This is a genomic window from Saccharothrix sp. ST-888, from assembly GCF_000955975.1.
Classification (GTDB): domain Bacteria; phylum Actinomycetota; class Actinomycetes; order Streptomycetales; family Streptomycetaceae; genus Kitasatospora.
In genome coordinates this window covers 1-19,493 of sequence record NZ_JYJF01000061.1, presented here as the reverse complement: position 1 = coordinate 19,493, position 19,493 = coordinate 1, and the positions used below count along the sequence as shown (strand labels likewise).

General features: G+C 71.8%; 19 protein-coding genes and 4 tRNA genes. 19 read left to right on the top strand and 4 right to left on the bottom strand.

Annotated features, from left to right (window positions below):
• Positions 1–201: 201 nt before the first annotated feature.
• Positions 202–282: transfer RNA gene (locus tag UK12_RS19705), tRNA-Tyr, on the top strand.
• Between the two features lie 148 nt (positions 283–430).
• Here the strand turns inward: UK12_RS19705 and UK12_RS19700 are convergent.
• Entirely contained in the window at positions 431–1,030 is a 600-nt protein-coding gene (locus UK12_RS19700) for a superoxide dismutase (RefSeq protein WP_045304361.1), read from the bottom strand.
• A gap of 469 nt (positions 1,031–1,499) precedes the next feature.
• Here UK12_RS19700 and UK12_RS19695 point away from each other — a divergent pair, with 469 nt between their 5' ends.
• From UK12_RS19695 to UK12_RS19680, 4 genes are all read left to right on the top strand, one after another.
• Entirely contained in the window at positions 1,500–2,072 is a 573-nt protein-coding gene (locus UK12_RS19695; protein ID WP_063838291.1) for a universal stress protein, read from the top strand.
• An 11-nt stretch (positions 2,073–2,083) separates the two neighbouring features.
• The gene (locus tag UK12_RS19690) at positions 2,084–2,485 is read left to right on the top strand and encodes a hypothetical protein (RefSeq protein ID WP_045304360.1); all 402 of its coding nucleotides are present in this window, start codon (positions 2,084–2,086) and stop codon (positions 2,483–2,485) included.
• Between the two features lie 214 nt (positions 2,486–2,699).
• Positions 2,700–4,571: an APC family permease gene (locus UK12_RS19685; protein ID WP_045304359.1), complete on the top strand. Its 1,872-nt coding sequence runs from the start codon at positions 2,700–2,702 to the stop codon at positions 4,569–4,571.
• A gap of 283 nt (positions 4,572–4,854) precedes the next feature.
• Complete coding sequence (locus UK12_RS19680; RefSeq protein ID WP_045304358.1) at positions 4,855–6,897, top strand: APC family permease; 2,043 nt, start codon at positions 4,855–4,857, stop codon at positions 6,895–6,897.
• Between the two features lie 306 nt (positions 6,898–7,203).
• On the opposite strand, the gene UK12_RS19675 is transcribed toward UK12_RS19680, so the two are convergent.
• Positions 7,204–8,499 (bottom strand): hydrolase, encoded by a 1,296-nt coding sequence (locus UK12_RS19675; protein WP_045304357.1) that lies wholly within the window; start codon positions 8,497–8,499, stop codon positions 7,204–7,206.
• Between the two features lie 256 nt (positions 8,500–8,755).
• Between UK12_RS19675 and UK12_RS19670 the strand changes: the two genes are divergently transcribed.
• From UK12_RS19670 to UK12_RS19640, 7 genes are all read left to right on the top strand, one after another.
• A tRNA-Thr gene (locus tag UK12_RS19670) sits at positions 8,756–8,828 on the top strand.
• A gap of 43 nt (positions 8,829–8,871) precedes the next feature.
• A tRNA-Met gene (locus tag UK12_RS19665) sits at positions 8,872–8,944 on the top strand.
• An 82-nt stretch (positions 8,945–9,026) separates the two neighbouring features.
• Positions 9,027–9,191 carry a 50S ribosomal protein L33 gene (gene rpmG, locus UK12_RS19660; protein ID WP_006604855.1) on the top strand — a complete coding sequence of 55 codons (165 nt, stop codon included), beginning with the start codon at positions 9,027–9,029 and terminating at the stop codon, positions 9,189–9,191.
• Between the two features lie 141 nt (positions 9,192–9,332).
• Positions 9,333–9,791 (top strand): MaoC family dehydratase N-terminal domain-containing protein, encoded by a 459-nt coding sequence (locus UK12_RS19655; RefSeq protein WP_045304356.1) that lies wholly within the window; start codon positions 9,333–9,335, stop codon positions 9,789–9,791.
• A gap of 5 nt (positions 9,792–9,796) precedes the next feature.
• Positions 9,797–10,219, top strand: a complete 423-nt coding sequence (locus tag UK12_RS19650) for a MaoC family dehydratase (protein WP_045304355.1) — start codon at positions 9,797–9,799, stop codon at positions 10,217–10,219.
• A 239-nt stretch (positions 10,220–10,458) separates the two neighbouring features.
• Entirely contained in the window at positions 10,459–11,508 is a 1,050-nt protein-coding gene (locus UK12_RS19645) for a UDP-N-acetylmuramate dehydrogenase (protein WP_442973826.1), read from the top strand.
• 31 nt (positions 11,509–11,539) lie between these two features.
• Entirely contained in the window at positions 11,540–11,938 is a 399-nt protein-coding gene (locus UK12_RS19640) for an alpha/beta hydrolase (RefSeq protein ID WP_052682006.1), read from the top strand.
• Between the two features lie 71 nt (positions 11,939–12,009).
• Here UK12_RS19640 and UK12_RS19635 read toward each other — a convergent pair whose 3' ends face one another.
• Both UK12_RS19635 and UK12_RS19630 read right to left on the bottom strand, forming a co-directional pair.
• Positions 12,010–13,029 carry an adenosine deaminase gene (locus UK12_RS19635; RefSeq protein ID WP_045304353.1) on the bottom strand — a complete coding sequence of 340 codons (1,020 nt, stop codon included), beginning with the start codon at positions 13,027–13,029 and terminating at the stop codon, positions 12,010–12,012.
• A gap of 91 nt (positions 13,030–13,120) precedes the next feature.
• On the bottom strand, positions 13,121–14,359 hold the full coding sequence (locus UK12_RS19630; RefSeq protein ID WP_045304352.1) for a pyridoxal phosphate-dependent aminotransferase: 1,239 nt from the start codon (positions 14,357–14,359) through the stop codon (positions 13,121–13,123).
• Between the two features lie 249 nt (positions 14,360–14,608).
• Here UK12_RS19630 and UK12_RS19625 point away from each other — a divergent pair.
• The 7 genes from UK12_RS19625 to UK12_RS19595 all read left to right on the top strand — a co-directional run.
• A tRNA-Trp gene (locus UK12_RS19625) sits at positions 14,609–14,681 on the top strand.
• A 148-nt stretch (positions 14,682–14,829) separates the two neighbouring features.
• Complete coding sequence (gene secE, locus UK12_RS19620) at positions 14,830–15,189, top strand: preprotein translocase subunit SecE (protein ID WP_052682005.1); 360 nt, start codon at positions 14,830–14,832, stop codon at positions 15,187–15,189.
• A 208-nt stretch (positions 15,190–15,397) separates the two neighbouring features.
• Positions 15,398–16,294: a transcription termination/antitermination protein NusG gene (gene nusG / locus UK12_RS19615; protein ID WP_045304351.1), complete on the top strand. Its 897-nt coding sequence runs from the start codon at positions 15,398–15,400 to the stop codon at positions 16,292–16,294.
• A 165-nt stretch (positions 16,295–16,459) separates the two neighbouring features.
• Positions 16,460–16,894: a 50S ribosomal protein L11 gene (gene rplK, locus UK12_RS19610; RefSeq protein WP_045304350.1), complete on the top strand. Its 435-nt coding sequence runs from the start codon at positions 16,460–16,462 to the stop codon at positions 16,892–16,894.
• A 77-nt stretch (positions 16,895–16,971) separates the two neighbouring features.
• Positions 16,972–17,694, top strand: coding sequence for a 50S ribosomal protein L1 (gene rplA / locus UK12_RS19605; RefSeq protein ID WP_045304349.1), 723 nt, complete (start codon positions 16,972–16,974; stop codon positions 17,692–17,694).
• 228 nt (positions 17,695–17,922) lie between these two features.
• Complete coding sequence (locus UK12_RS19600) at positions 17,923–18,846, top strand: hypothetical protein (RefSeq protein WP_045304348.1); 924 nt, start codon at positions 17,923–17,925, stop codon at positions 18,844–18,846.
• A 47-nt stretch (positions 18,847–18,893) separates the two neighbouring features.
• Positions 18,894–19,493, top strand: a 600-nt coding sequence (locus UK12_RS19595) for a hypothetical protein (protein ID WP_045304347.1), incomplete at its 3' end; no start/stop codon positions are given.

Here is a 19,493-nt window from a genome sequence, read left to right as displayed (position 1 = left end):
CTATCCAGCACTGCCCCCGCTCGCCCCCGACAGCCACGCGGCCGCCGTGATCGTCGACAGGCCCGGCGGACACCCGTGCGGACACCCGCGCGGGCACCTTGCGGGTGGCCGTCGAGTGGCTATCGAGTGGCGGACCACCCCCATCCATCAGGTATGGTTTACCACGTCGAACGGGGCAGCCCCCCGGGAGACACCATCCCTGGCTGGTTGCCCGAGCGGCCAAAGGGAGCAGACTGTAAATCTGTCGCGCAAGCTACGCAGGTTCGAACCCTGCACCAGCCACCGGATAGCGGAACGGCCCCTGATCAGCGGAAACGCCGATCAGGGGCCGTTCTTGTCGTACCCGGCCACCGGCACGGCCGGCGGCTGTCGGGAGCGGCCGCCGACGGCCGGGGCCGCTCTGGTGCGGGCCCCCGGGCCGGACGGCCTGTCAGGCCCGGGTGGCGGCGAAGCGGGTGCTGACGTCGGTCCAGTTGACGACGTCCCAGAGGCGGGTGACGTAGTCGGGGCGGACGTTCCTGTACTGCAGGTAGTAGGCGTGCTCCCAGGCGTCGAAGGCGAGCAGCGGGGTGGTGCCCTGGCCGACGTTGCCGTGGTGGTCGTAGACCTGCTCGACGATCAGGCGCTTGCCGAGCGGTTCCCAGGAGAGGATGCCCCAGCCGGAGCCCTGGACACCGACGGTGGCGGTGGTGAGCTGCTTCTCGAAGGCGTCGAAGCTGCCGAAGTGCTCGGTGATGGCGTCGGCGAGGGCGCCCTCGGGCCGGTCGCCGCCCTCGGGGGAGAGGTTCTCCCAGAAGAGCGAGTGCAGGACGTGGCCGGAGAGGTGGAAGGCCAGCGTCTTCTGCAGGCCGACCAGTCCGCCGAGCTGCTCCTTGTCGCGTGCCTCGGCGAGCTGCTCGATGGTGTCGTTGGCGCCCTTGACGTACGCGGCGTGGTGCTTGGAGTGGTGCAGTTCGAGGATCTCCGCCGACATCGCGCGCTCCAGCGCGGAGTAGTCGTACGGAAGGTCGGGGAGCGTGTACTGACCCATGGTTGCGAAAGCTCCTAGTCACTGTGGTTCAGCCGTGCTGCACAGGTGTTCGCCGTGCCCGGCCCACACTATTGCGTATCACTTGCAATTACATCTGAATGGCAGCAGAGTGTTGCGCGGGGGTGGGTGGCCAGTCAGCCTCCCCGCTGAAGACCGCCCCGGCGCACCGCCGGGAGTCCACCGCCAGAGCTGGTCGTCTTCCCAACCGGCGCCCGCCGGGACACCTGGCCGCCCCCCTCGCCCATCTCGCGGTACCCGGCCGCCCCGTCCGTTCACCCCGCCGCGGCCTCGCCGAGCCGTGACGGCCCGTCGGCGACGGCCGCCCGGGCCACGCGCCGTCAGGGGCGCGTACGGATCTCCGGCCACCTCGTCAGGGCTTCGTCAAGGAGAGCCGCGCGGCCCGCCGCCGCTGCTTCGCTGAGAGAGGTCGAGCCGGACGAGCCGGGTCGGGCCGAGCGGAGGCACGGAGATGGAGCACAGCCGGGAGGACGGGGCGCAGCGCCGTCTGGTGGTCGGCGTCAGCGGATCGCTGGGCAGCCTGGCCGCGCTGCACCGGGCCGTCGCCGAAGCCCGCCGCACCGGTGCCGAGGTGCTCGCCGTGCTCGTCTGGGAGCCCCCGGGCGGGGAGCACGGCTACCGGCGCTCGCCCTGCCCGCCGATGCTCGCCGCCTTCCGGGACACCGCCGTCGAGCGGCTGCGCACCGCACTGGACGAGGCCTTCGGCGGCGCGCCGGCCGACCTCGGGGTGCGCTTCCAGTCCCAGGCGGTCCGCAGTGAACCCGGTTACGCCCTGGTGCAGTTGGCCGACCGGCCGGGCGACGTCCTGGTGGTCGGCGCCGGCCGCGGCAGCCGGCTGCGCCCCTCGGTCGCGCGGTACTGCCTGCGGCACGCCGCCTGCCCGGTGCTCGCCGTGCCGAGGCCCGTACTCCAGCGCGAACTGGAGCACCGCCGGCCCTGGTCCGTCCGCAACCTCCGGACGCTCTGGCACCCGCGAACGCCGGAGACGGTCGAGGAGGACCTCGAACTCGCCTTCAGGCACTGAGAGGGCGGGCCGTGCAGCTGTACCGGGCCAGGCCCGGCAGCCACTGGTACCGCCCGGTCGCCTCCCGCCTCGCACCGGACATGTCGGCCGCCCTCGGACTGGTCGGCGGGGCCGCGCTGGCCGGGGCGCTCGCCGGGGTCGGCGAGCTGCGGCCGAGCTGGTTCGCGCTGGGCGCGTACGCGGCTCTCTGTGGCGTACTCGGTGCGGTCTCCCGCCCTGCGGCGGCACCGCTGATCGCCGGTGCGGGCTGGCTCTTCTTCGACGGCTTCGTCGTGCACCGCTACGCCCAGCTGGGCTGGGCCGGCCTCGGGACCGAACTGGCCCGCTTCGCGTTCCTCGCCGCCGCAGCCCTGTTCGGCTCGCTCCCGGCCGCCCTGCCGCGCCGCAGGATACGCGTCGAACACCTCGCCTGAAGCAGGTCCGACACCTCGCCCGAGGCAAGGGGCGCCCGACCCTGGAACCGCGAGAGGCCACCCCAAGGCCCGCACGGCGGCACCTGCCGTGCGGAACCGCCGTCAACACGGCGTCAGTTCGCCCGGCCGCCGCGTCAAGAACCCGTCAGGAGCGGCAGTTGACGCGCCCGGCCCGGTGACGATCAGAGCACATCGAACAGTGGAGGTCAGGCCGATGCCCGGCACCGACATGCAGCGTCCGGCGAATCCCCTCGCCGCGGACGAGGAGCCGCCTGATACCGGCGCCCCGCACGAGGAGGAGCACTCCCGCGACAAGCTGACCGCCCTCGGCGGCCTGGCCGCCCTGTCGCTGGACGCGATGGCCTCCGTCGCCTACGGGCCGGAGTCGATCGTGCTGGTGCTCGCGGCCGCAGGGGCGTACGGCCTCGGGTTCACGCTCCCGGTCACCGTCGCCATCGCCGTGCTGCTTGGCGTGCTGGTGGCCTCCTACCGCCAGGTGATCGCCGCCTTCCCGGACGGCGGCGGCTCGTACGCGGTCGCCAAGGCGCACCTCGGCCGCCGGGCCGCGCTGACCGCCGCCGCCTCGCTGGTCATCGACTACATCCTGAACGTCGCGGTCTCCGTCACCGCCGGCGTCGCCGCGCTGACCTCCGCCGTCCCCGAGCTGTACGACGACCGGATCTGGCTCTGCCTGGGCGTGCTGGTCCTGGTCACCGCGGTGAACCTGAGAGGTGTGGCCGAGTCCGCCCGCTGGTTCATGGCCCCGACGGCCGTCTTCGTGCTCTCCATCCTGGCGATCATCGTGGCCGGGCTGTTCCGGTCCACCCCCGCCAGCACCGCGGCCGCCGCCGGACACGCCTCCACCCTGGCCGACAACGCCACCACGGTCGGCGCGCTGCTGCTGCTCAAGGCCTTCGCGGCCGGCTGCTCGGCGCTGACCGGCGTCGAGGCGGTGGCCAACGCGGTCCCGTCGTTCCGCACCCCCCGGGTCAGGCGCGCCCAGCACACCGAGGTGGCGCTCGGCGCGCTGCTCGGCGTGATGCTGATCGGCCTGGCCGTGCTGATCGGCCGCTTCCACCTCCAGCCGGTCGAGGGCGTCACCGTGCTCGCCCAGCTGGCGGACGCCTCGCTCGGCCACGGCTTCGGCTTCTACCTGGTGCAGTTCTCCACCGTGATCCTGCTGGGCCTGGCCGCCAACACCTCCTTCGGCGGCCTGCCCGTGCTGATGCGCCTGCTGGCCCGGGACAACAACCTGCCGCACGTCTTCGCCCTGCGCGCCGACCACCAGGTGCACCGGCACGGCGTGCTCTTCCTCTCGCTGGTCTCGGCCGTGCTGCTGGTCGGCTCCGGCGGGGACGTCAACAGCCTGGTGCCGCTCTTCTCCATCGGCGTCTTCGTCGGCTTCACCATCTGCCAGGTGGGCATGGTCAGGCACTGGAGCGGCGAGCGCGGGCCCGGCTGGCGCGGCAAGGCACTGCTGAACGGTTTCGGCGCGCTGCTCACCGGCACCGCCACCGTGGTGGTCACCGGTACCAAGTTCACCGAGGGCGCCTGGGGCATCTGCCTCGCGCTGCCGCTGCTGGTCGCGCTCTTCGAGCTGGTCCACCGCACCTACGAGCGGATCGGCGAGCGGCTGGAGCTGGGCCGGGTGCCCGGCGCGGTGACCAGGCAGCGCTCGCTGGTCCTCGTCCCCGTCACCGCGATCTCCCGGCTGACCAGGGACGCCCTGTCGGCCGCCGTCTCGCTCGGCGACGAGGTCATGGCCGTGACCGTGGTCCACACCAGTCCGGACGCCGAGGACCGGCAGGCCGCCGAGGCGCTGCGCCGCGACTGGGAACTGTGGCAGCCCGGTGTCCCGCTGGTCGAGGTGCCGGACGCGCACCGCAGGCTCGGCGCCCCGCTGGCCGCCTACGTCAACGAGCTCGGTGTCGAACGGTCCTACGAGCGGATCACCGTACTGATCCCCGAGGTCGAGCCCGCCAAGTTCTGGCAGCGCGCGCTGCAGAACCAGCGCGGCGCGGTGATCGACCGGGCGCTGCGCCGCCGGACCGACGCGGCGGTCTGCCGGCTGCGGCTGCGCATGTAGCGGCGGGCCGAAGGCTGGGAACGGACTGGGAACGGACTGGGAGCGGACCGGGAACAGGCTGGAAACGGCCTGAAAGATAACTGTTAGCCCATATGCCCGATTACAGCTCGACATCTTGACGCAGCCTTAACGCCGGGCCCGCACGCTGCCGCGGGCCCGGCGAAAACGACTGCCCACACTGCTCCGACCTGGGGAAACGCTGCTCCGAATGGGCGAGCGAAGGGCGCGCCACACGCCGCCGAGGCCCATTGCCCCGTCGGACGAGGGCCCTACGCTCGCTGATGTGTTCAACGTGCCCCAGGCGCTCAAGCGCCTTGTGATCGGTAAGGCCATGCGCAGCGAGGAGCTGGGCGAGACGCTGCTCCCCAAGCGGCTGGCCCTGCCGATCTTCGCTTCCGACCCGCTCTCCTCGGTGGCCTACGCCACCCAGGAGATCCTGCTGGTGCTCACCGTCGGTGGCACGGCCTTCCTGTACCTGACTCCGTGGGTCGCAGCAGGCGTCGTCCTGCTGATGGCGGTCGTGGTGATGTCGTACCGGCAGGTCGTGCACGCCTACCCGAGCGGCGGCGGCTCGTACGAGGTGGTCTCCAAGAACCTCGGCGACAACGCCGGTCTGGTGGTCGCGGCCTCGCTGCTGGTCGACTACGTGATGACGGTCGCGGTCTCGGTGGCGTCCGGCGTCGACAACATCATCTCGGCGATGCCGAGCCTGGCCGACTACCGGGTCGAGCTGGCGGTCGCCTTCGTGGTGCTGCTGGCCGCGATGAACCTGCGCGGCGTACGCGAGTCCGGCAAGGCCTTCGCGGCGCCGACGTACCTGTTCATCGGCGGCATCCTGCTGATGGTGGTCACCGGCTTCGTCAAGGTGCTCTCCGGACACACCCCGGTCGCCTCCAGCGCCGGGATGGGCATCATCCCGGTGGACGGCAAGGACACCCTGGCCGGGCTCGGCCTGCTGATGCTGGGCCTGCGGGCCTTCGCCTCCGGCTGCACCGCGCTCACCGGCGTCGAGGCGATCTCCAACGGCGTCCCGGCGTTCCGCGCCCCCAAGTCGAAGAACGCCGCGAGCACGATGTCCGTCATGGGCATCACCGCCGTGGTGATGTTCGTCGGCATCACGGCGCTGTCGCTGATCACCAAGGTCCACTACGTCGACGACGCCTGCCAGCTCACCGGCGTCCCCGGCGACTGCAAGACCTTCGCCCAGCCGACCGTGATCGCCCAGCTGGCCGCCTCGATCTTCGGCGGGGACCAGAGCATCCTCTTCTACCTGATCCAGGCGGTCACCGCGCTGGTCCTGATCCTGGCCGCCAACACCGCCTTCAACGGCTTCCCGCTGCTGGCCTCGATCCTCGCCCAGCACCGCTACCTGCCCCGGCAGATGCACACCCGCGGCGACCGGCTGGCCTTCTCCAACGGCATCATCGCCCTCGCGGTGGTGGCCGGCGGACTGCTGGTGCTCTACAAGGCGGACGTCACCAGCCTGATCCACCTGTACATCCTGGGCGTGTTCACCTCCTTCACGCTCTCCCAGATCGGCATGGTCAAGCACTGGAACCGGACGCTGGCCACCGAGGCCGACAGCGCGGTCCGGGCCGCCGCCCAGCGCTCCCGGGTGATCAACGGCTTCGGCGCGGTCGTCACCGCGCTGGTGCTGGTGATCGTGCTGATCACCAAGTTCACCCAGGGCGCCTGGCTGGCCGTGGTCGCGGCCGTCGTGCTGTGGGTGATGATGCGCGGCATCCGCCGGCACTACGACACGGTCGCCGAGGAACTCGCCGTGGACGACCCGCACGCCGAGTCGGTCCGGCCCTCCCGGGTGCACGGCATCGTGCTGGTCTCCAAGCTGCACAAGCCCACGCTGCGCGCCCTCGGATACGCCCAGGCGTTCCGCCCCGACTCGCTGGAGGCCGTCACGGTCTCGGTCGAGAAGGACGCGACCAGGGAACTGGAGTCGCAGTGGGACGAGTACGACCTCCAGGTCCCGCTGAAGGTCCTGGACTCCCCCTACCGCGAGATCACCAAGCCGGTCGTCGGGTACGTCCGCACCATCCGCCGCACCAGCCCGCGTGACGCCATCGCCGTCTTCATCCCCGAGTACGTGGTCGGCCACTGGTGGGAGCACCTGCTGCACAACCAGTCGGCGCTGTGGCTGAAGAGCCGTCTGCTCTTCACCCCCGGCGTGATGGTGATCAGCGTCCCCTGGCAGCTCAGCTCGGCCGGACGGGCGGACCACCCGTCCCGCCGCGCCCCCGGCTCGGTCCGTCGCGGCGAGCCGGCGGTCAGGTCGGAGCACGAGAAGATCCCGGCTCCCGAGAACGCCTGACCTGCGGCACCGCCGTCGAGGCCCCGGACAGCACCGCTGTCCGGGGCCTCGTCCGTCAACGGGACGTCAAGAGCGGCCGGTGGCCCGCCAAGAGCGTGTCAGGGCGGCGGCCGGCGGGGCCGGCCGCGGATAGCGTTCGTGGTCGAAGGCCGGTGCCGCTCCGTGGGGGATGCGGCAGCCGGCCGCACGGCGGGCGTGGGGGCCCGCCGGCCGCGTTGCCCGAGCGGCAGGATCGGGCGCCGCCGTACGCGGGGGACGAGAGCACGTACGGCGGCGGCCCGGCCGGCTCCTGAGCCGGTCCAGGGCTCAGCCGGGCCCGCATTGGCGCGGCAGGGCGAGGGCGACGGTGTCCGCGAACTCGCGCACGGCGCTGGTCCGGCTGACGATCCGTCCGCTGTGCACCACCAGCCGGCTGTGTCCGCCGGCCAGCGCCCCGGCGAGGCTGTCGCCGCGCACCGCGAGCAGCTCGGCGGGGAAGCCCGCGTCCACCCGGACCGGCGGCAGCCCGAGGGTGATCCTGGCCTGGTTGCTGACCGTCTCGTACGCGGCGTCCGGGCCGAGCGCGCCGCCCGCCGCGAGCAGGTACGCGGACTCCAGCGGGTCGGCTCGGCCGACCGGGTTGCTGAGGTCGCGCAGGGCGCCGCTGCCGGCCGCGAACGGGATCCGGGCCGTGGCCAGCTCCCTCAGCAGCGCCGGCCGCAGGCCGGGGGCCGGGCCTTCGAGCCCGGTGCAGCAGCCGTTCTGCGGCAGGCAGACCAGCCGGATGCCACTGCTGGCCAGCACGGTGGAACCGCCGGGCGCCAGGGCGCTGCACGGGCCGAGCACCACCCGGGGCCGCAGCGGGGCGAGCGCGCCTGCGAGCCGCGCCAGTTGCGCGGGGTCGGCGGCGGCGGTGTGCAGGTCCACCGGGCAGTCGGCCTCGCGGGCGGCCTCCAGCAGCACCTGGACGTACCCGACCGGGTCGGGGTCGAGGTCGGGGCAGCCTCCGGCGGCTGTCGCGCCGAGCTTGAGGGCCTCGCGCAGCTGGGCCCGGCCGTCCGCCCCGGCGAGGCCGGTGAGCAGCCGGGGCATGGCGACCGACTGGAGCTCGGCGAGCCCGCGCAGCGCCTGCCGGGCGGTGAGGACGGCCTCCAGGCGGCGCAGGCCGTGGACGTCGCCGATCCGGACGTGGGTGCGCTGGGCGGTGGCGCCGTAGCCGAGCGAGGTGAGGGCCGCCTCGGTGACCCGGCGGACCAGGTCGGCGGGGGTCTCGGAGGGCGGCGTGGCCAGGGCGGCGGAGAAGGCGGCGTCGTAGTGGGCGTGCGGCTCGACGGGGGCGGGGAGCAGCAGGTAGCCGCCCAGGTCGATCCGGGCGCCGGTGGTGGCGGTCGGAGTGCCGGGGAGGGCGGGCAGCGGGCCGAGGCTGCCGCTGGTGCCGACGGCCTGGATCCGGTCGCCGCTGATCCGGACGTCCACCACCCGGCCGTCGGCCAGCCTGGCGCCGGTGAGCAGCAGGACCGGCCCGTGGCTGAGCGGCCCCTCGTGCCCGGCGCCGGGGAACGAAGGCGGCTGGCCGGCCCGGCCCGGCCCGGGGCCGTCCGCGGGTGTGCTGTCAGCGCTCATCGGCCGGCTCCTCGCTGTCCGGCGGCCCAGGGGGCGCCCCGCGAGCCGCAAGATCACTGAGGGTCGAGCCTATGGGGAGTGGCGCCGGGGCGCTCGGAGGCTGGCAAAAGTCGTATCGGCTCGGGCCGTGGGTTCTCAGGCGGGCCCGAACGCGGGTCTCGGATCGGAGCGCCCGTACGCCCTGCCGACCTGGGATCTTCCGCGTCGGATACGGATTTCACCTCTGGCCGGGAAACGTGTAATGTCTTCCTCGTTCGCCCCTATAGCTCAGTCGGTAGAGCGTCTCCATGGTAAGGAGAAGGTCTGCGGTTCGATTCCGCATGGGGGCTCTGGTGAGAAGGCTCGCACCTCGGTGTTGGTTCGGATCATCTAAGCGGTGTAGCTCAGTTGGTAGAGCAAGCGGCTCATAATCGCTGTGTCACCGGTTCAAGTCCGGTCACCGCTACCCGCGTAGTCGATCGGGAGATCGAACTCCCGATCGGCTACTCTTGTTGTGTTCTTATTCGTTGTCCCAGGAAGGCACTCCCGTGGCTGCCACCGACGTCCGCCCGAAGATCACGCTGGCCTGCGTGGAGTGCAAGGAGCGGAACTACATCACCAAGAAGAACCGGCGCAACGACCCGGACCGTCTTGAGATGAAGAAGCACTGCCCCCGCTGCAACTCGCACACCGCGCACCGCGAGACCCGCTGACCCCGCAAGGTGTCGCCGGGCCTGTGTGACATAGGCTCTCGGCTCCAGGCCGCATCCCGCAAGGGGCGCGGCCTGGAGCTTTTTCGTATGGCTTTTCGTATGGCTGTGAACAGGCCTGACCAGTAGTCGGAGGAGTTGCCCATGCCGCTCGACCCCTCGTTCATCGGGCGGACGTACCCGCCCACCCCGCCGTACGAGGTCGGCCGGGAGAAGATCCGCGAGTTCGCCGTCGCGATCGGCGACGCCAACCCCGCGTACACCGACCCGGAGGCCGCCAAGGCGCTCGGGTACCCGGACGTGATCGCTCCGCCGACCTTCCCGTTCCTGATCACCTACCAGGCCTCGGCCCAGGTGGTCGAGGACCCGGAGCTCGGCCTGGACTTCTCCCGGGTGGTGCACGGCGACCAGAAGTTCGCCTACACCCGCCCGGTACGGGCCGGCGACCGGCTGGCGGTCACTGTGACGATCGACTCCATCAAGTCGATGGCGGGCAACGACGTCCTCTCGGTCCGTGGCGAGGTGCACGACCAGAGCGGCGAGCACGTGGTCACGGCACTCATGATGCTGGTGGCGCGCGGCGCGGACGAGGCAGGGGAGTAGCAGCCATGGCGATCAGCTTCGACGAGGTGGCGGTCGGTACCGAGCTGCCGGCCCAGTCCTTCCCGGTCACCCGGGCCACCCTGGTCCGCTACGCGGGTGCCTCGGGCGACTTCAACCCGATCCACTGGAACGAGAAGTTCGCGCTGGAGGTCGGCCTGCCCGACGTCATCGCGCACGGCATGTTCACCATGGCCGAGGCCGTCCGCGTGGTCACCGACTGGGTCGGCGACCCGGGCGCGGTGGTCGAGTACGGCGTGCGGTTCACCAAGCCGGTGCCGGTGCCCAACGACGGCGTCGGCGCGGTGATCGAGGTCACCGGCAAGGTCGCGGCGCTGCTGGACGACCGGCGGGTCCGGGTCGACCTGGTGGCGACCAGCGGCGGCCAGAAGGTCCTCGGGATGTCCCGGGCCGTGGTCCAGCTCTCCTGACGACCGGGAAGGCCGGGGTCCGGGGGCGGCAGAACGCCCCCGGACCCCGGCTTTCTCCGTCTCGGAGAGCCGCGAGGCGATCGACGCCCGTGTCGGGGCGGAGCCGCACCGCGATGCGCGAGCTGCGGCGGGTCGTGACGGGCGCGGTCTTCACCACCCGGACGTCCGCCCCGGTCCGAAGCCGGGCTGGGCCGGGGCGGAGCGACGTCTCGCCGAGCAGTCCGGGGGCACCCCGTACTCTGGAGCGCGTGCTTGTAGAACACGACGCCCCGCTCGCCCCGCTGACCACGCTCCGGCTCGGTGGACCGGCCCGCCGTCTGGTCACCGCCACCACCGACGCCGAGGTCATCGCCACCGTCCGGGAGGCCGACGAGGCCGGCCAGCCGCTGCTGGTCATCGGCGGCGGCTCCAACCTGGTGATCGGGGACGCCGGGTTCGAGGGCACCGTCCTGCGGATCGCCACCGCCGGCTTCGAGCTGGACGGCACCACCCTGGAGCTCGCCGCCGGCGAGGTCTGGGCGGACGCCGTGGCCCGTACGGTCGACAAGGGGCTGGCGGGCATCGAGTTCCTGGCCGGCATCCCCGGCTCGGCCGGCGCCACCCCGGTGCAGAACGTCGGCGCGTACGGCCAGGAGGTGGCCGGCAGCATCACCGAGGTCGTCGCGTACGACCGCGAGGCCGGCGAGACCGTCACGCTGGACCGCGACGAGTGCCGGTTCTCCTACCGGCACAGCCGGTTCAAGGCGCAGCCGGACCGGTACGTGGTGCTGCGGGTGCGCTTCGCCCTGGAGGACGCCGCCGGACAGTCCTCGCCGGTGAAGTACGCCGAGGTGGCGCGGACGCTCGGGGTCGAGGCCGAGCAGCGCGTCGACCTCCGGACGGCGTACGAGACGGTGCTGCGGCTGCGCGCGGGCAAGGGCATGGTGCTGGACCCGGCCGACCACGACACCTGGTCGGCGGGCTCCTTCTTCACCAACCCGATCCTGACGGCCGACCAGTTCGCCGCGTTCCTGGCCCGGCTCGACGGGCGCACCGCGCCCGCGTACCCGGCGCCGGACGGCTGCACCAAGACCTCCGCCGCCTGGCTGATCGACCAGGCCGGCTTCGGCAAGGGCTGGGGCACCGGCAGGGCCACCCTCTCCACCAAGCACACGCTCGCCCTGACCAACCGGGGCGGCGCGACCACCGAGGACCTGCTGGCGCTGGCCCGAGCGATCCGGGCGGGCGTGCTGGACGCCTTCGGCGTGGAGCTGGTGAACGAGCCGGTGATGGTGGGCATCAGCCTCTAGCCGTGGTGTCCGCAGATCGTGGGGGCGCCGGATGCTCGTACGGCGGAAGCGCGGCGGGCGGGAGCGCAGCGCGGAGCTGACCGCGTGGCAGCGCCGTCCGACCGTCGCGGGCGTGGTCGGTGTCGCTCCCCGGCTGCCGGACGGCGACCCGGTCGAGCAGTTGCGCGGGCGCCGGGTGCTGATCGTCCACGGGGACCGGGACCGTACGGCGGCGGGCGCGGCCAAGTCGCTCGACTGCGCGCGGCGGGCCCGCACGGTGGTGCCCCGACTCGCCCGGTACGAGGTGCCCCGCGGGAGTCACTACCCGGTGCGGCGGGCCGACGACGTCTGGGCCCTCACCACCGCCTCCGTGCTCTCAATGCCCGGCACCGGATCCTTCCCGGCGGGCGCCGGCGGAGACCTGAGAACCCCACTCCCGCAACGGAGTTGACACCCGGGGCGCAGGCTGACCCATCGGGGCGCGCGGTCGACCGGGCGGAGGGCCGTGCGCCCCCGGCGGGCTCAGCCGGCGAGCCAGGCGTCGATGTCGGCGAGCAGCAGCTTCTGGACGTCCTCCGGGGCCCGCGAGCCGCGGACGGACTGGCGGGCCAGTTCGGCGAGTTCGGGGTCGGAGAAGCCGTGGACCGTGCGGGCCAGCTCGTACTGCGCGGCCAGCCGGGAGCCGAAGAGGAGCGGGTCGTCGGCGCCGAGGGCGAGCGGCACGCCCGCCTCGAAGAGCCGTCGCAGCGGGACCTCGGTGGCGTGCTCGTAGACGCCGAGGGCGACGTTGGAGGCGGGGCAGACCTCGCAGGTGATCTGGCGGTCGGCCAGCCGCTGCATCAGCCGGGCGTCCTCCGCCGCCCGGACGCCGTGGCCGATCCGGCCCGCGCCCAGGTCGTCCAGGCAGTCCCGGACGGACTCCGGTCCGGCCAGCTCGCCGCCGTGCGGGGCGGCCAGCAGCCCGGCCTTCCGGGCGATGGCGAAGGCGCGGTCGAAGTCCCGTGCCAGGCCGCGCCGTTCGTCGTTGGAGAGCCCGAAGCCGACCACGCCCTGGTCGGTATAGCGGACCGCGAGCCGGGCCAGCGTGCGGGCGTCCATCGGCGACTTCATCCGGTTCGCGGCGACCAGCACCCGGATCCCCACCCCGGTCCGCTCGGAGGCGTCCCGCACGGCGTCCAGGATCAGTTCGAGCGCCGGGATCAGGCCGCCGAACCGGGGCGCGTACGAGGTCGGGTCGACCTGGATCTCCAGCCAGCGGGAGCCGTCGCGCCGTTCGTCCTCGGCGGTCTCCAGGACCAGGCGCCGGATGTCCTCCTCGTCGCGGAGCACCGAGCGGGCGGTGTCGTACAGCCGCTGGAAGCGGAACCAGCCGCGCTCGTCGGTGGCCCGCAGCTTCGGCGGCTCGGCCGAGCTGAGTGCCTCGGGCAGCCTGATGCGGTGCTTGGCGGCCAGTTCCAGCAGGGTTTCGGGCCGCATCGAGCCGGTGAAGTGCAGGTGCAGATGGGCCTTGGGAAGGGCCCGTACGTCGCGCAGGGGATCCATTCACGAATCCTGCCGCATCCCGGGGTGATCCGGGAACCGCCCCCGTCACATCGCTCGAAGGGGTGACGGGGGCGGTGCGGGGTGCGGAGCGTCAGTCGCGGGCCTCGCCCAGCAGCTTCTGCATCCGGCTGACGCCCTCGGCCAGGTCGGCGTCGCCGAGCGCGTAGGACAGGCGCAGGTAGCCCGGGGTGCCGAAGGCCTCGCCGGGGACGACCGCGACCTCGGCCTCGTCCAGGATCAGCGCGGCCAGCTCCGCGGAGCTCTGCGGGCGCTTGCCCCGGATCTCCTTGCCCAGCAGGCCCTTGACCGACGGGTAGGCGTAGAACGCGCCCTGCGGCTCGGGGCAGTAGACGCCCTCGATCTCGTTGAGCATCCGCACCATGGTCTGGCGGCGGCGGTCGAAGGCGGTGCGCATCTCGGCGACGGCGTCCAGGTTGCCGGAGACGGCGGCCAGGGCGGCGCGCTGGGCCACGTTGGAGACGTTGGAGGTGGCGTGCGACTGCAGGTTGGCGGCGGCGGACACGACGTCCTTGGGGCCGATCAGCCAGCCCACCCGCCAGCCGGTCATGGCGTAGGTCTTGGCCACCCCGTTGACCACGATGCACTTGTCGCGCAGCGCGGGCAGCAGCGCGGGCAGCGAGGTGAACGTGGCGTCGCCGTACACCAGGTGCTCGTAGATCTCGTCGGTGAGCACCCACAGCCCGTGCTCCAGCGCCCACTCGCCGATCGCCCGGGCCTCGGCCTCGGTGTACACCGCGCCGGTCGGGTTGGAGGGCGAGACGAACAGCACGACCTTGGTGTTCCCGGTGCGGGCCGCCTCCAGCTGCTCCACCGAGACCTTGTAGCCGGTGGACTCGTCCGCGACGACCTCGACCGGCACGCCGCCGGCCAGCTGGATCGACTCCGGGTAGGTGGTCCAGTACGGCGCGGGGACGATGACCTCGTCGCCCGGGTCGAGGATCGCGGCGAAGGCGTTGTAGATCGCCTGCTTGCCGCCGTTGGTGACCAGGACCTGGGAGGCGTCCACCTCGTAGCCCGAGTCGCGCAGCGTCTTGGCGGCGATCGCGGCCTTCAGCTCGGGCAGGCCGCCCGCCGGGGTGTAGCGGTGGTTCTTCGGGTCCTGGCAGGCGGCGACCGCGGCCTCGACGATGTAGTCGGGGGTCGGGAAGTCGGGCTCGCCCGCGCCGAAGCCGATCACGGGTCGGCCGGCGGCCTTGAGGGCCTTGGCCTTGGCGTCCACCGCGAGGGTCGCGGACTCGGCGATGGCGCCGATCCGGGCGGAGACGCGGCGGTCTACGGGGCTGATGGGGGCGGGGGTGGAAGCGCTCATACCTGCATCGTTGCAGAGTCGGCGACGGCCGGGTACGACGGTTTCAGCATGTGTACCGGTCCGTCCACGATGTGTGCGGTCAGGGGGGTTCTCCGACCGGGCTCCGGTCGAAGGGGTTCGACCAATCGCCGAAGAACCCGTACACTCACTGCTCGATGGCTCCCGAACTGCGGATCCTCCGGGGCGTACAGCACGCAACGGTCCGGATGCGGTAGGTTGGTGGTCATCTCCGGAGCCGCGAGGCACCGTAGGGCAATAGCTCAATTGGTAGAGCACCGGTCTCCAAAACCGGCGGTTGGGGGTTCGAGTCCCTCTTGCCCTGCTGCTTGATCCGACGTAAGCCCGTTCGCTCCGCAGAGCGAGCGGGCTTGACGCGGAGAGGGCCCAAACAGCACTGCTTTCGCCGGATCGCCCGTGTTGCACAGGCACGCAAGCGACGCTCGGCAGGACCCGGATTCAGGTGAGGACGAGTGACGGAGACCACGGGCTCCACCGCAACGCCTGAGAGCGGCAACCCCGAGGGTGCCGACGGCGCGGACGAGACCACGCCCGTCGACGGCAAGGCGCTGTCGCGACGCGAGCGCAAGCGGGCCAACCGGGAGGCCGGTGGCGAGTCGAAGTCCGGCAAGCGGGCCAAGAAGGGCCTGTTCGCCCGGATCGGGCTGTTCTACCGCCAGATCATCGCCGAGCTGCGCAAGGTCGTCTGGCCGAGCCGCAACGACCTGATCCAGTACACCAGCGTCGTGGTGACCTTCGTGGTCGTGATCATGGGCCTGGTGTACGGCCTGGACACCGGCTTCGGCAAGCTCTCGTTCTGGGTCTTCGGCTGATCCGTCGCCCCCGATACCACCCCCGACCCGGGTCGCCCGCACACTGTGCAGGGTGCCCGGGTCGAGCTGTCGGCGCCGACCGGACGAGCCCGCTACCGTTGACTCGGTACTGTTGAGGTATCCGAGACTTCATCCGCGCGGGCCCGCGAGGGCGCCGGGTGGCCCCGGAGCCGTTCCATCTCCACATCCCAGGAAAGAAGCAGCCACCGTGTCTGAGTCCCCCCTGTACGACGCCGCCGAGCTGGACGCGGCCGACGCCGCCGACGCCGAGGCTGCCGAGCAGATCCTCGACGCGGCGGACGCCGATGCGGACGAGGTCGAGGCTGCGGACGAGACCGAGGCGGGCGTGGCGGCCGAGAGCGCCGCGATGCACGAGGTGACCGAGGACGAGACCGTGGCGGACGAGGCGTTCGCCGCAGCCGTGGCTGAGGCCGACGCCGCCGAGGGCGAGACCGCTGAGGTCGAGGCCGCCGAGGCCGTCGAGGTCGAGACCGTCGAGGTCGACCCGGTCGCCGAGTTCCGCGAGAAGCTGCGCTACGCGCCGGGTGAGTGGTACGTCATCCACACCTACGCGGGCTACGAGAACCGGGTCAAGCAGAACCTGGAGCAGCGCGCGGTCTCCCTGAACGTCGAGGAGTACATCTTCCAGGCCGAGGTGCCGCAGGAAGAGGTCGTCCAGATCAAGAACGGCGACCGCAAGACCATCCGCCAGAACAAGCTCCCCGGCTACGTCCTGGTGCGCATGGACCTCACCCCGGAATCCTGGGGCGTCGTCCGCAACACCCCGGGTGTCACCGGCTTCGTCGGCAACGCGTACGACCCGTACCCGCTGACCCTGGACGAGGTCGTCAAGATGCTCGCCCCCGACGTGGAGCGCCAGGCGGCCAAGGAGGCGGGCAAGCCCTCGCCGGTCAAGCCGAGCGAGATCCAGGTGCTCGACTTCGAGGTCGGCGACTCGGTCACCGTCACCGACGGTCCGTTCGCGACCCTGCAGGCGACCATCAACGAGATCAACCCTGACTCGAAGAAGGTCAAGGGCCTGGTCGAGATCTTCGGCCGCGAGACCCCGGTCGAGCTGTCGTTCGACCAGATCCAGAAGAACTAAAGCGTCAGATCTTCGGGTTCGGGGCGGGGCTTCGGCTCCGCCCCGAATCCGTTTTGGCCCAGCGGCGCATCCGCGTTAGCCTGGTCCGATGTGTGTACTCCCGGCCGGGTGTCGCCCTGGCCGCACACACATCAGCAATCACCTCTCGGAAGGACCCGGAGAGACATGCCTCCCAAGAAGAAGAAGGTCACGGGGCTTATCAAGCTCCAGATCAAGGCCGGCGCGGCCAACCCGGCCCCGCCGGTCGGCCCCGCGCTGGGTCAGCACGGCGTCAACATCATGGAGTTCTGCAAGGCCTACAACGCTGCGACCGAGTCGCAGCGCGGCATGATCGTGCCGGTGGAGATCACGGTCTACGACGACCGCTCCTTCACCTTCATCACGAAGACGCCGCCGGCCGCTCGCCTCATCCTGAAGGCCGCGGGCATCGAGAAGGGCTCCAGCGAGCCGCACAAGACCAAGGTCGCGAAGCTCACCAGCGCCCAGGTCCGCGAGATCGCCACCACCAAGCTCCCCGACCTCAACGCCAACGACATGGACGCGGCGGAGAAGATCATCGCCGGCACCGCCCGGTCGATGGGCATCACCGTCGAGGGCTGAAAGCCCAAGTCCTCACGTGGTAGGGCCAGCGCGGCCCGTATACACCACGACTCCTCCATTCACCTTCAGGAGAAGCAGTGAAGCGCAGCAAGGCTCTCAAGGCCGCGGACGCCCAGGTCGACCGCAGCCGCATCTACGCCCCGCTCGAGGCCATCCGCCTCGCCAAGGCGACCTCCACCACCAAGTTCGACGGCACCGTCGAGGTTGCCATGCGCCTGGGTGTCGACCCGCGCAAGGCCGACCAGATGGTCCGCAGCACCGTGATCCTCCCGCACGGCACCGGTAAGACCGCTCGGGTCCTGGTCTTCGCGACCGGCGAGCGTGCCGAGGCCGCGCGTGCTGCCGGCGCCGACATCGTCGGTGCCGACGAGCTCATCGACGAGGTCGCCAAGGGCAAGCTGGACTTCGACGCCGTCGTCGCCACCCCGGACCTCATGGGCAAGGTCGGCCGCCTCGGCCGCGTGCTCGGTCCCCGTGGCCTGATGCCGAACCCGAAGACCGGCACCGTCACCCCCGATGTCGCCAAGGCTGTCAACGACATCAAGGGTGGCAAGATCGAGTTCCGCGTCGACAAGCACTCGAACCTGCACTTCATCATCGGTAAGGCCTCCTTCACCGACGAGCAGCTGGTCGAGAACTACGCCGCCGCGCTGGACGAGGTCCTCCGGGCCAAGCCCGCCGCCGCCAAGGGCCGCTACATCAAGAAGACCGCGGTCTCCACCACCATGGGCCCCGGCATCCAGGTGGACCCGAACCGCACCCGCAACCTCCTGGTCGAGGAGGACCCGGCGTCGGTCTGACGCTGAGGTAGCTTGCGAGCGAGGCGACAGGACCGCCCGACAGCGCAGCCGCCGCCCGAGCCCACGGGCCCCGGGCAGCCGCGTTCCGGGCACCACTGGAGTCCGTCCGACGGGCCCGTACCCCTTCGGGGGTGCGGGCCCGTCGGCGTAACCCCTTGTCCCGCTCTCGGGGGTATCGGTTAGAGTCCGACCCAATCCGATGAGCACGAGATATGAGGGGGGACCACTGTGCGCACCCTGCGCCTTGCCTCAGCCGTTGCCGCCACCGCGCTCCTGGTGGGCGGACTGACCGCCTGCAGCAGCTCCGGGAGCGGCGCCGGCAAGGACGCCGCCGCACCCGCCGGCGGCACGTCCCCGGCCACCGCGGCCGCGGGCAGCGGCGGGTCCTCAGCGAGCGCGGGCTCCAGTGCCGCCGCGGGGGCGGTGAAGCCCGATCCGAACCAGGACCCGAAGGCCGCCCTGCTGGCCTCGGCTGCCGTGATGGAGAAGGCCAAGGGCGCCAAGCTGACCCGGACCACCGGGGACGGCGGCTCGGGCTCCTACGTCTGGCAGCCGGGTTCGGCGGCCCTCGACCTGGCGCTGAAGGACAAGGGCACGGAGAGCAGGATGCTGGCCGTCGACAGCGCGCTCTACACCGGCCTGGACGCCGAGACCGCCGCGCTGATGAACGGCAAGAAGTGGCTGAAGCTGGACCCGAAGTCGGCCGGCGGCGACGGCAGGGCCGGGGGCGCCGAGGACTACGGTTCGATCGCCGGCATGCTCGTGGCCCTCAACCCGGGCGCCCAGCTGGCGGCCAACGCCGGGGCGGGCAGGCTGAGCAGGGTCGGCGAGGAGAAGATCGACGGGGTGGACACCGTCCACTACCGCAGCGAGGCCCCGATCGATGAGGTGGCCAAGCTGCTGCCGATCGGCAAGGACCAGTTCGACCTGGTGTCCGGCCTGCTGAAGAAGGACGGTGACACCTCCACCGTCGACTTCTGGATCAACGGCAAGGGCGAGCTGGTCCAGCAGACCAACACCAACACGGGTGCCGGGCTGGGGGGCCCGCAGACCTTCAAGTACACCGAGATCGGCAGCACCCCGGCGGTCAAGGCGCCCGCCGACAGCGAGGTCATGGACTTCGCCGACATGCTGAAGAGTCCGGGCAACTGACCCGGTCCGACCACAGGGTGCGGCCGAGCGAGCGGAGGAGTACGGGGATGGCACGGGTACGGCGGGCGGTGATCGCAGGGCTGGCCGCCGCCCTGCTGGCCGGGTGCAGCAGCGGTACGGGCGGCACAGGGAGCTCCTCGCCGCCCGCCCCGGCCGACAGCCCGTCCGCCCTGGCCACGCCGACCGACCGCTCGCCGCACGGCGTGCTGCTCTCCGCCAAGCTGCAGATGGACACCGCGCGCCGGGCCAAATTCAGCTACCGCCTGGGGTCCCAGAGTGCGACCGGGATGCTGTTCTGGGCACCGAAGACCGTCCTGGTGCTCGACCGGCTCGGGGTCCCCGAACAGCTGATAGTGCTGGACACCACCGCGTACCTGGGCGGTGGCCAGGCCGCCGCGGCCCGGCTGGGCGGCCGGCACTGGGAGAAGTTCACCACCGCCGCGGGCGCGGACGGCCGGCGGGAGATCCCGTACTCCGCTCTGGTGGACCGGCTCAGCCCGATGGTGGCGCTGACCGCGGCGGTGTCCGCCCCCGACCCGGTACTGGCGGGGGAGCAGAAGGGCACCGACGGAACGTTTCAGCGCTACCGGGTGACCCTCTCTGCCGAGGCGTACGCCGCCGCGCAGACGCAGCTGAGCACGGCCCGG

Coding starts and splice junctions, on each gene's coding strand:
- UK12_RS19685 (WP_045304359.1), top strand. CDS start 2,700: ATGCCCGGCACCGACATGCAGCGTCCGGCGAATCCCCTCGCCGCGGAC.
- UK12_RS19635 (WP_045304353.1), bottom strand. CDS start 13,029: ATGGATCCCCTGCGCGACGTACGGGCCCTTCCCAAGGCCCATCTGCAC.
- UK12_RS19695 (WP_063838291.1), top strand. CDS start 1,500: ATGGAGCACAGCCGGGAGGACGGGGCGCAGCGCCGTCTGGTGGTCGGC.
- UK12_RS19650 (WP_045304355.1), top strand. CDS start 9,797: ATGGCGATCAGCTTCGACGAGGTGGCGGTCGGTACCGAGCTGCCGGCC.
- rplK (WP_045304350.1), top strand. CDS start 16,460: ATGCCTCCCAAGAAGAAGAAGGTCACGGGGCTTATCAAGCTCCAGATC.
- UK12_RS19675 (WP_045304357.1), bottom strand. CDS start 8,499: ATGAGCGCTGACAGCACACCCGCGGACGGCCCCGGGCCGGGCCGGGCC.
- UK12_RS19655 (WP_045304356.1), top strand. CDS start 9,333: ATGCCGCTCGACCCCTCGTTCATCGGGCGGACGTACCCGCCCACCCCG.
- UK12_RS19700 (WP_045304361.1), bottom strand. CDS start 1,030: ATGGGTCAGTACACGCTCCCCGACCTTCCGTACGACTACTCCGCGCTG.
- UK12_RS19630 (WP_045304352.1), bottom strand. CDS start 14,359: ATGAGCGCTTCCACCCCCGCCCCCATCAGCCCCGTAGACCGCCGCGTC.
- UK12_RS19640 (WP_052682006.1), top strand. CDS start 11,540: ATGCTCGTACGGCGGAAGCGCGGCGGGCGGGAGCGCAGCGCGGAGCTG.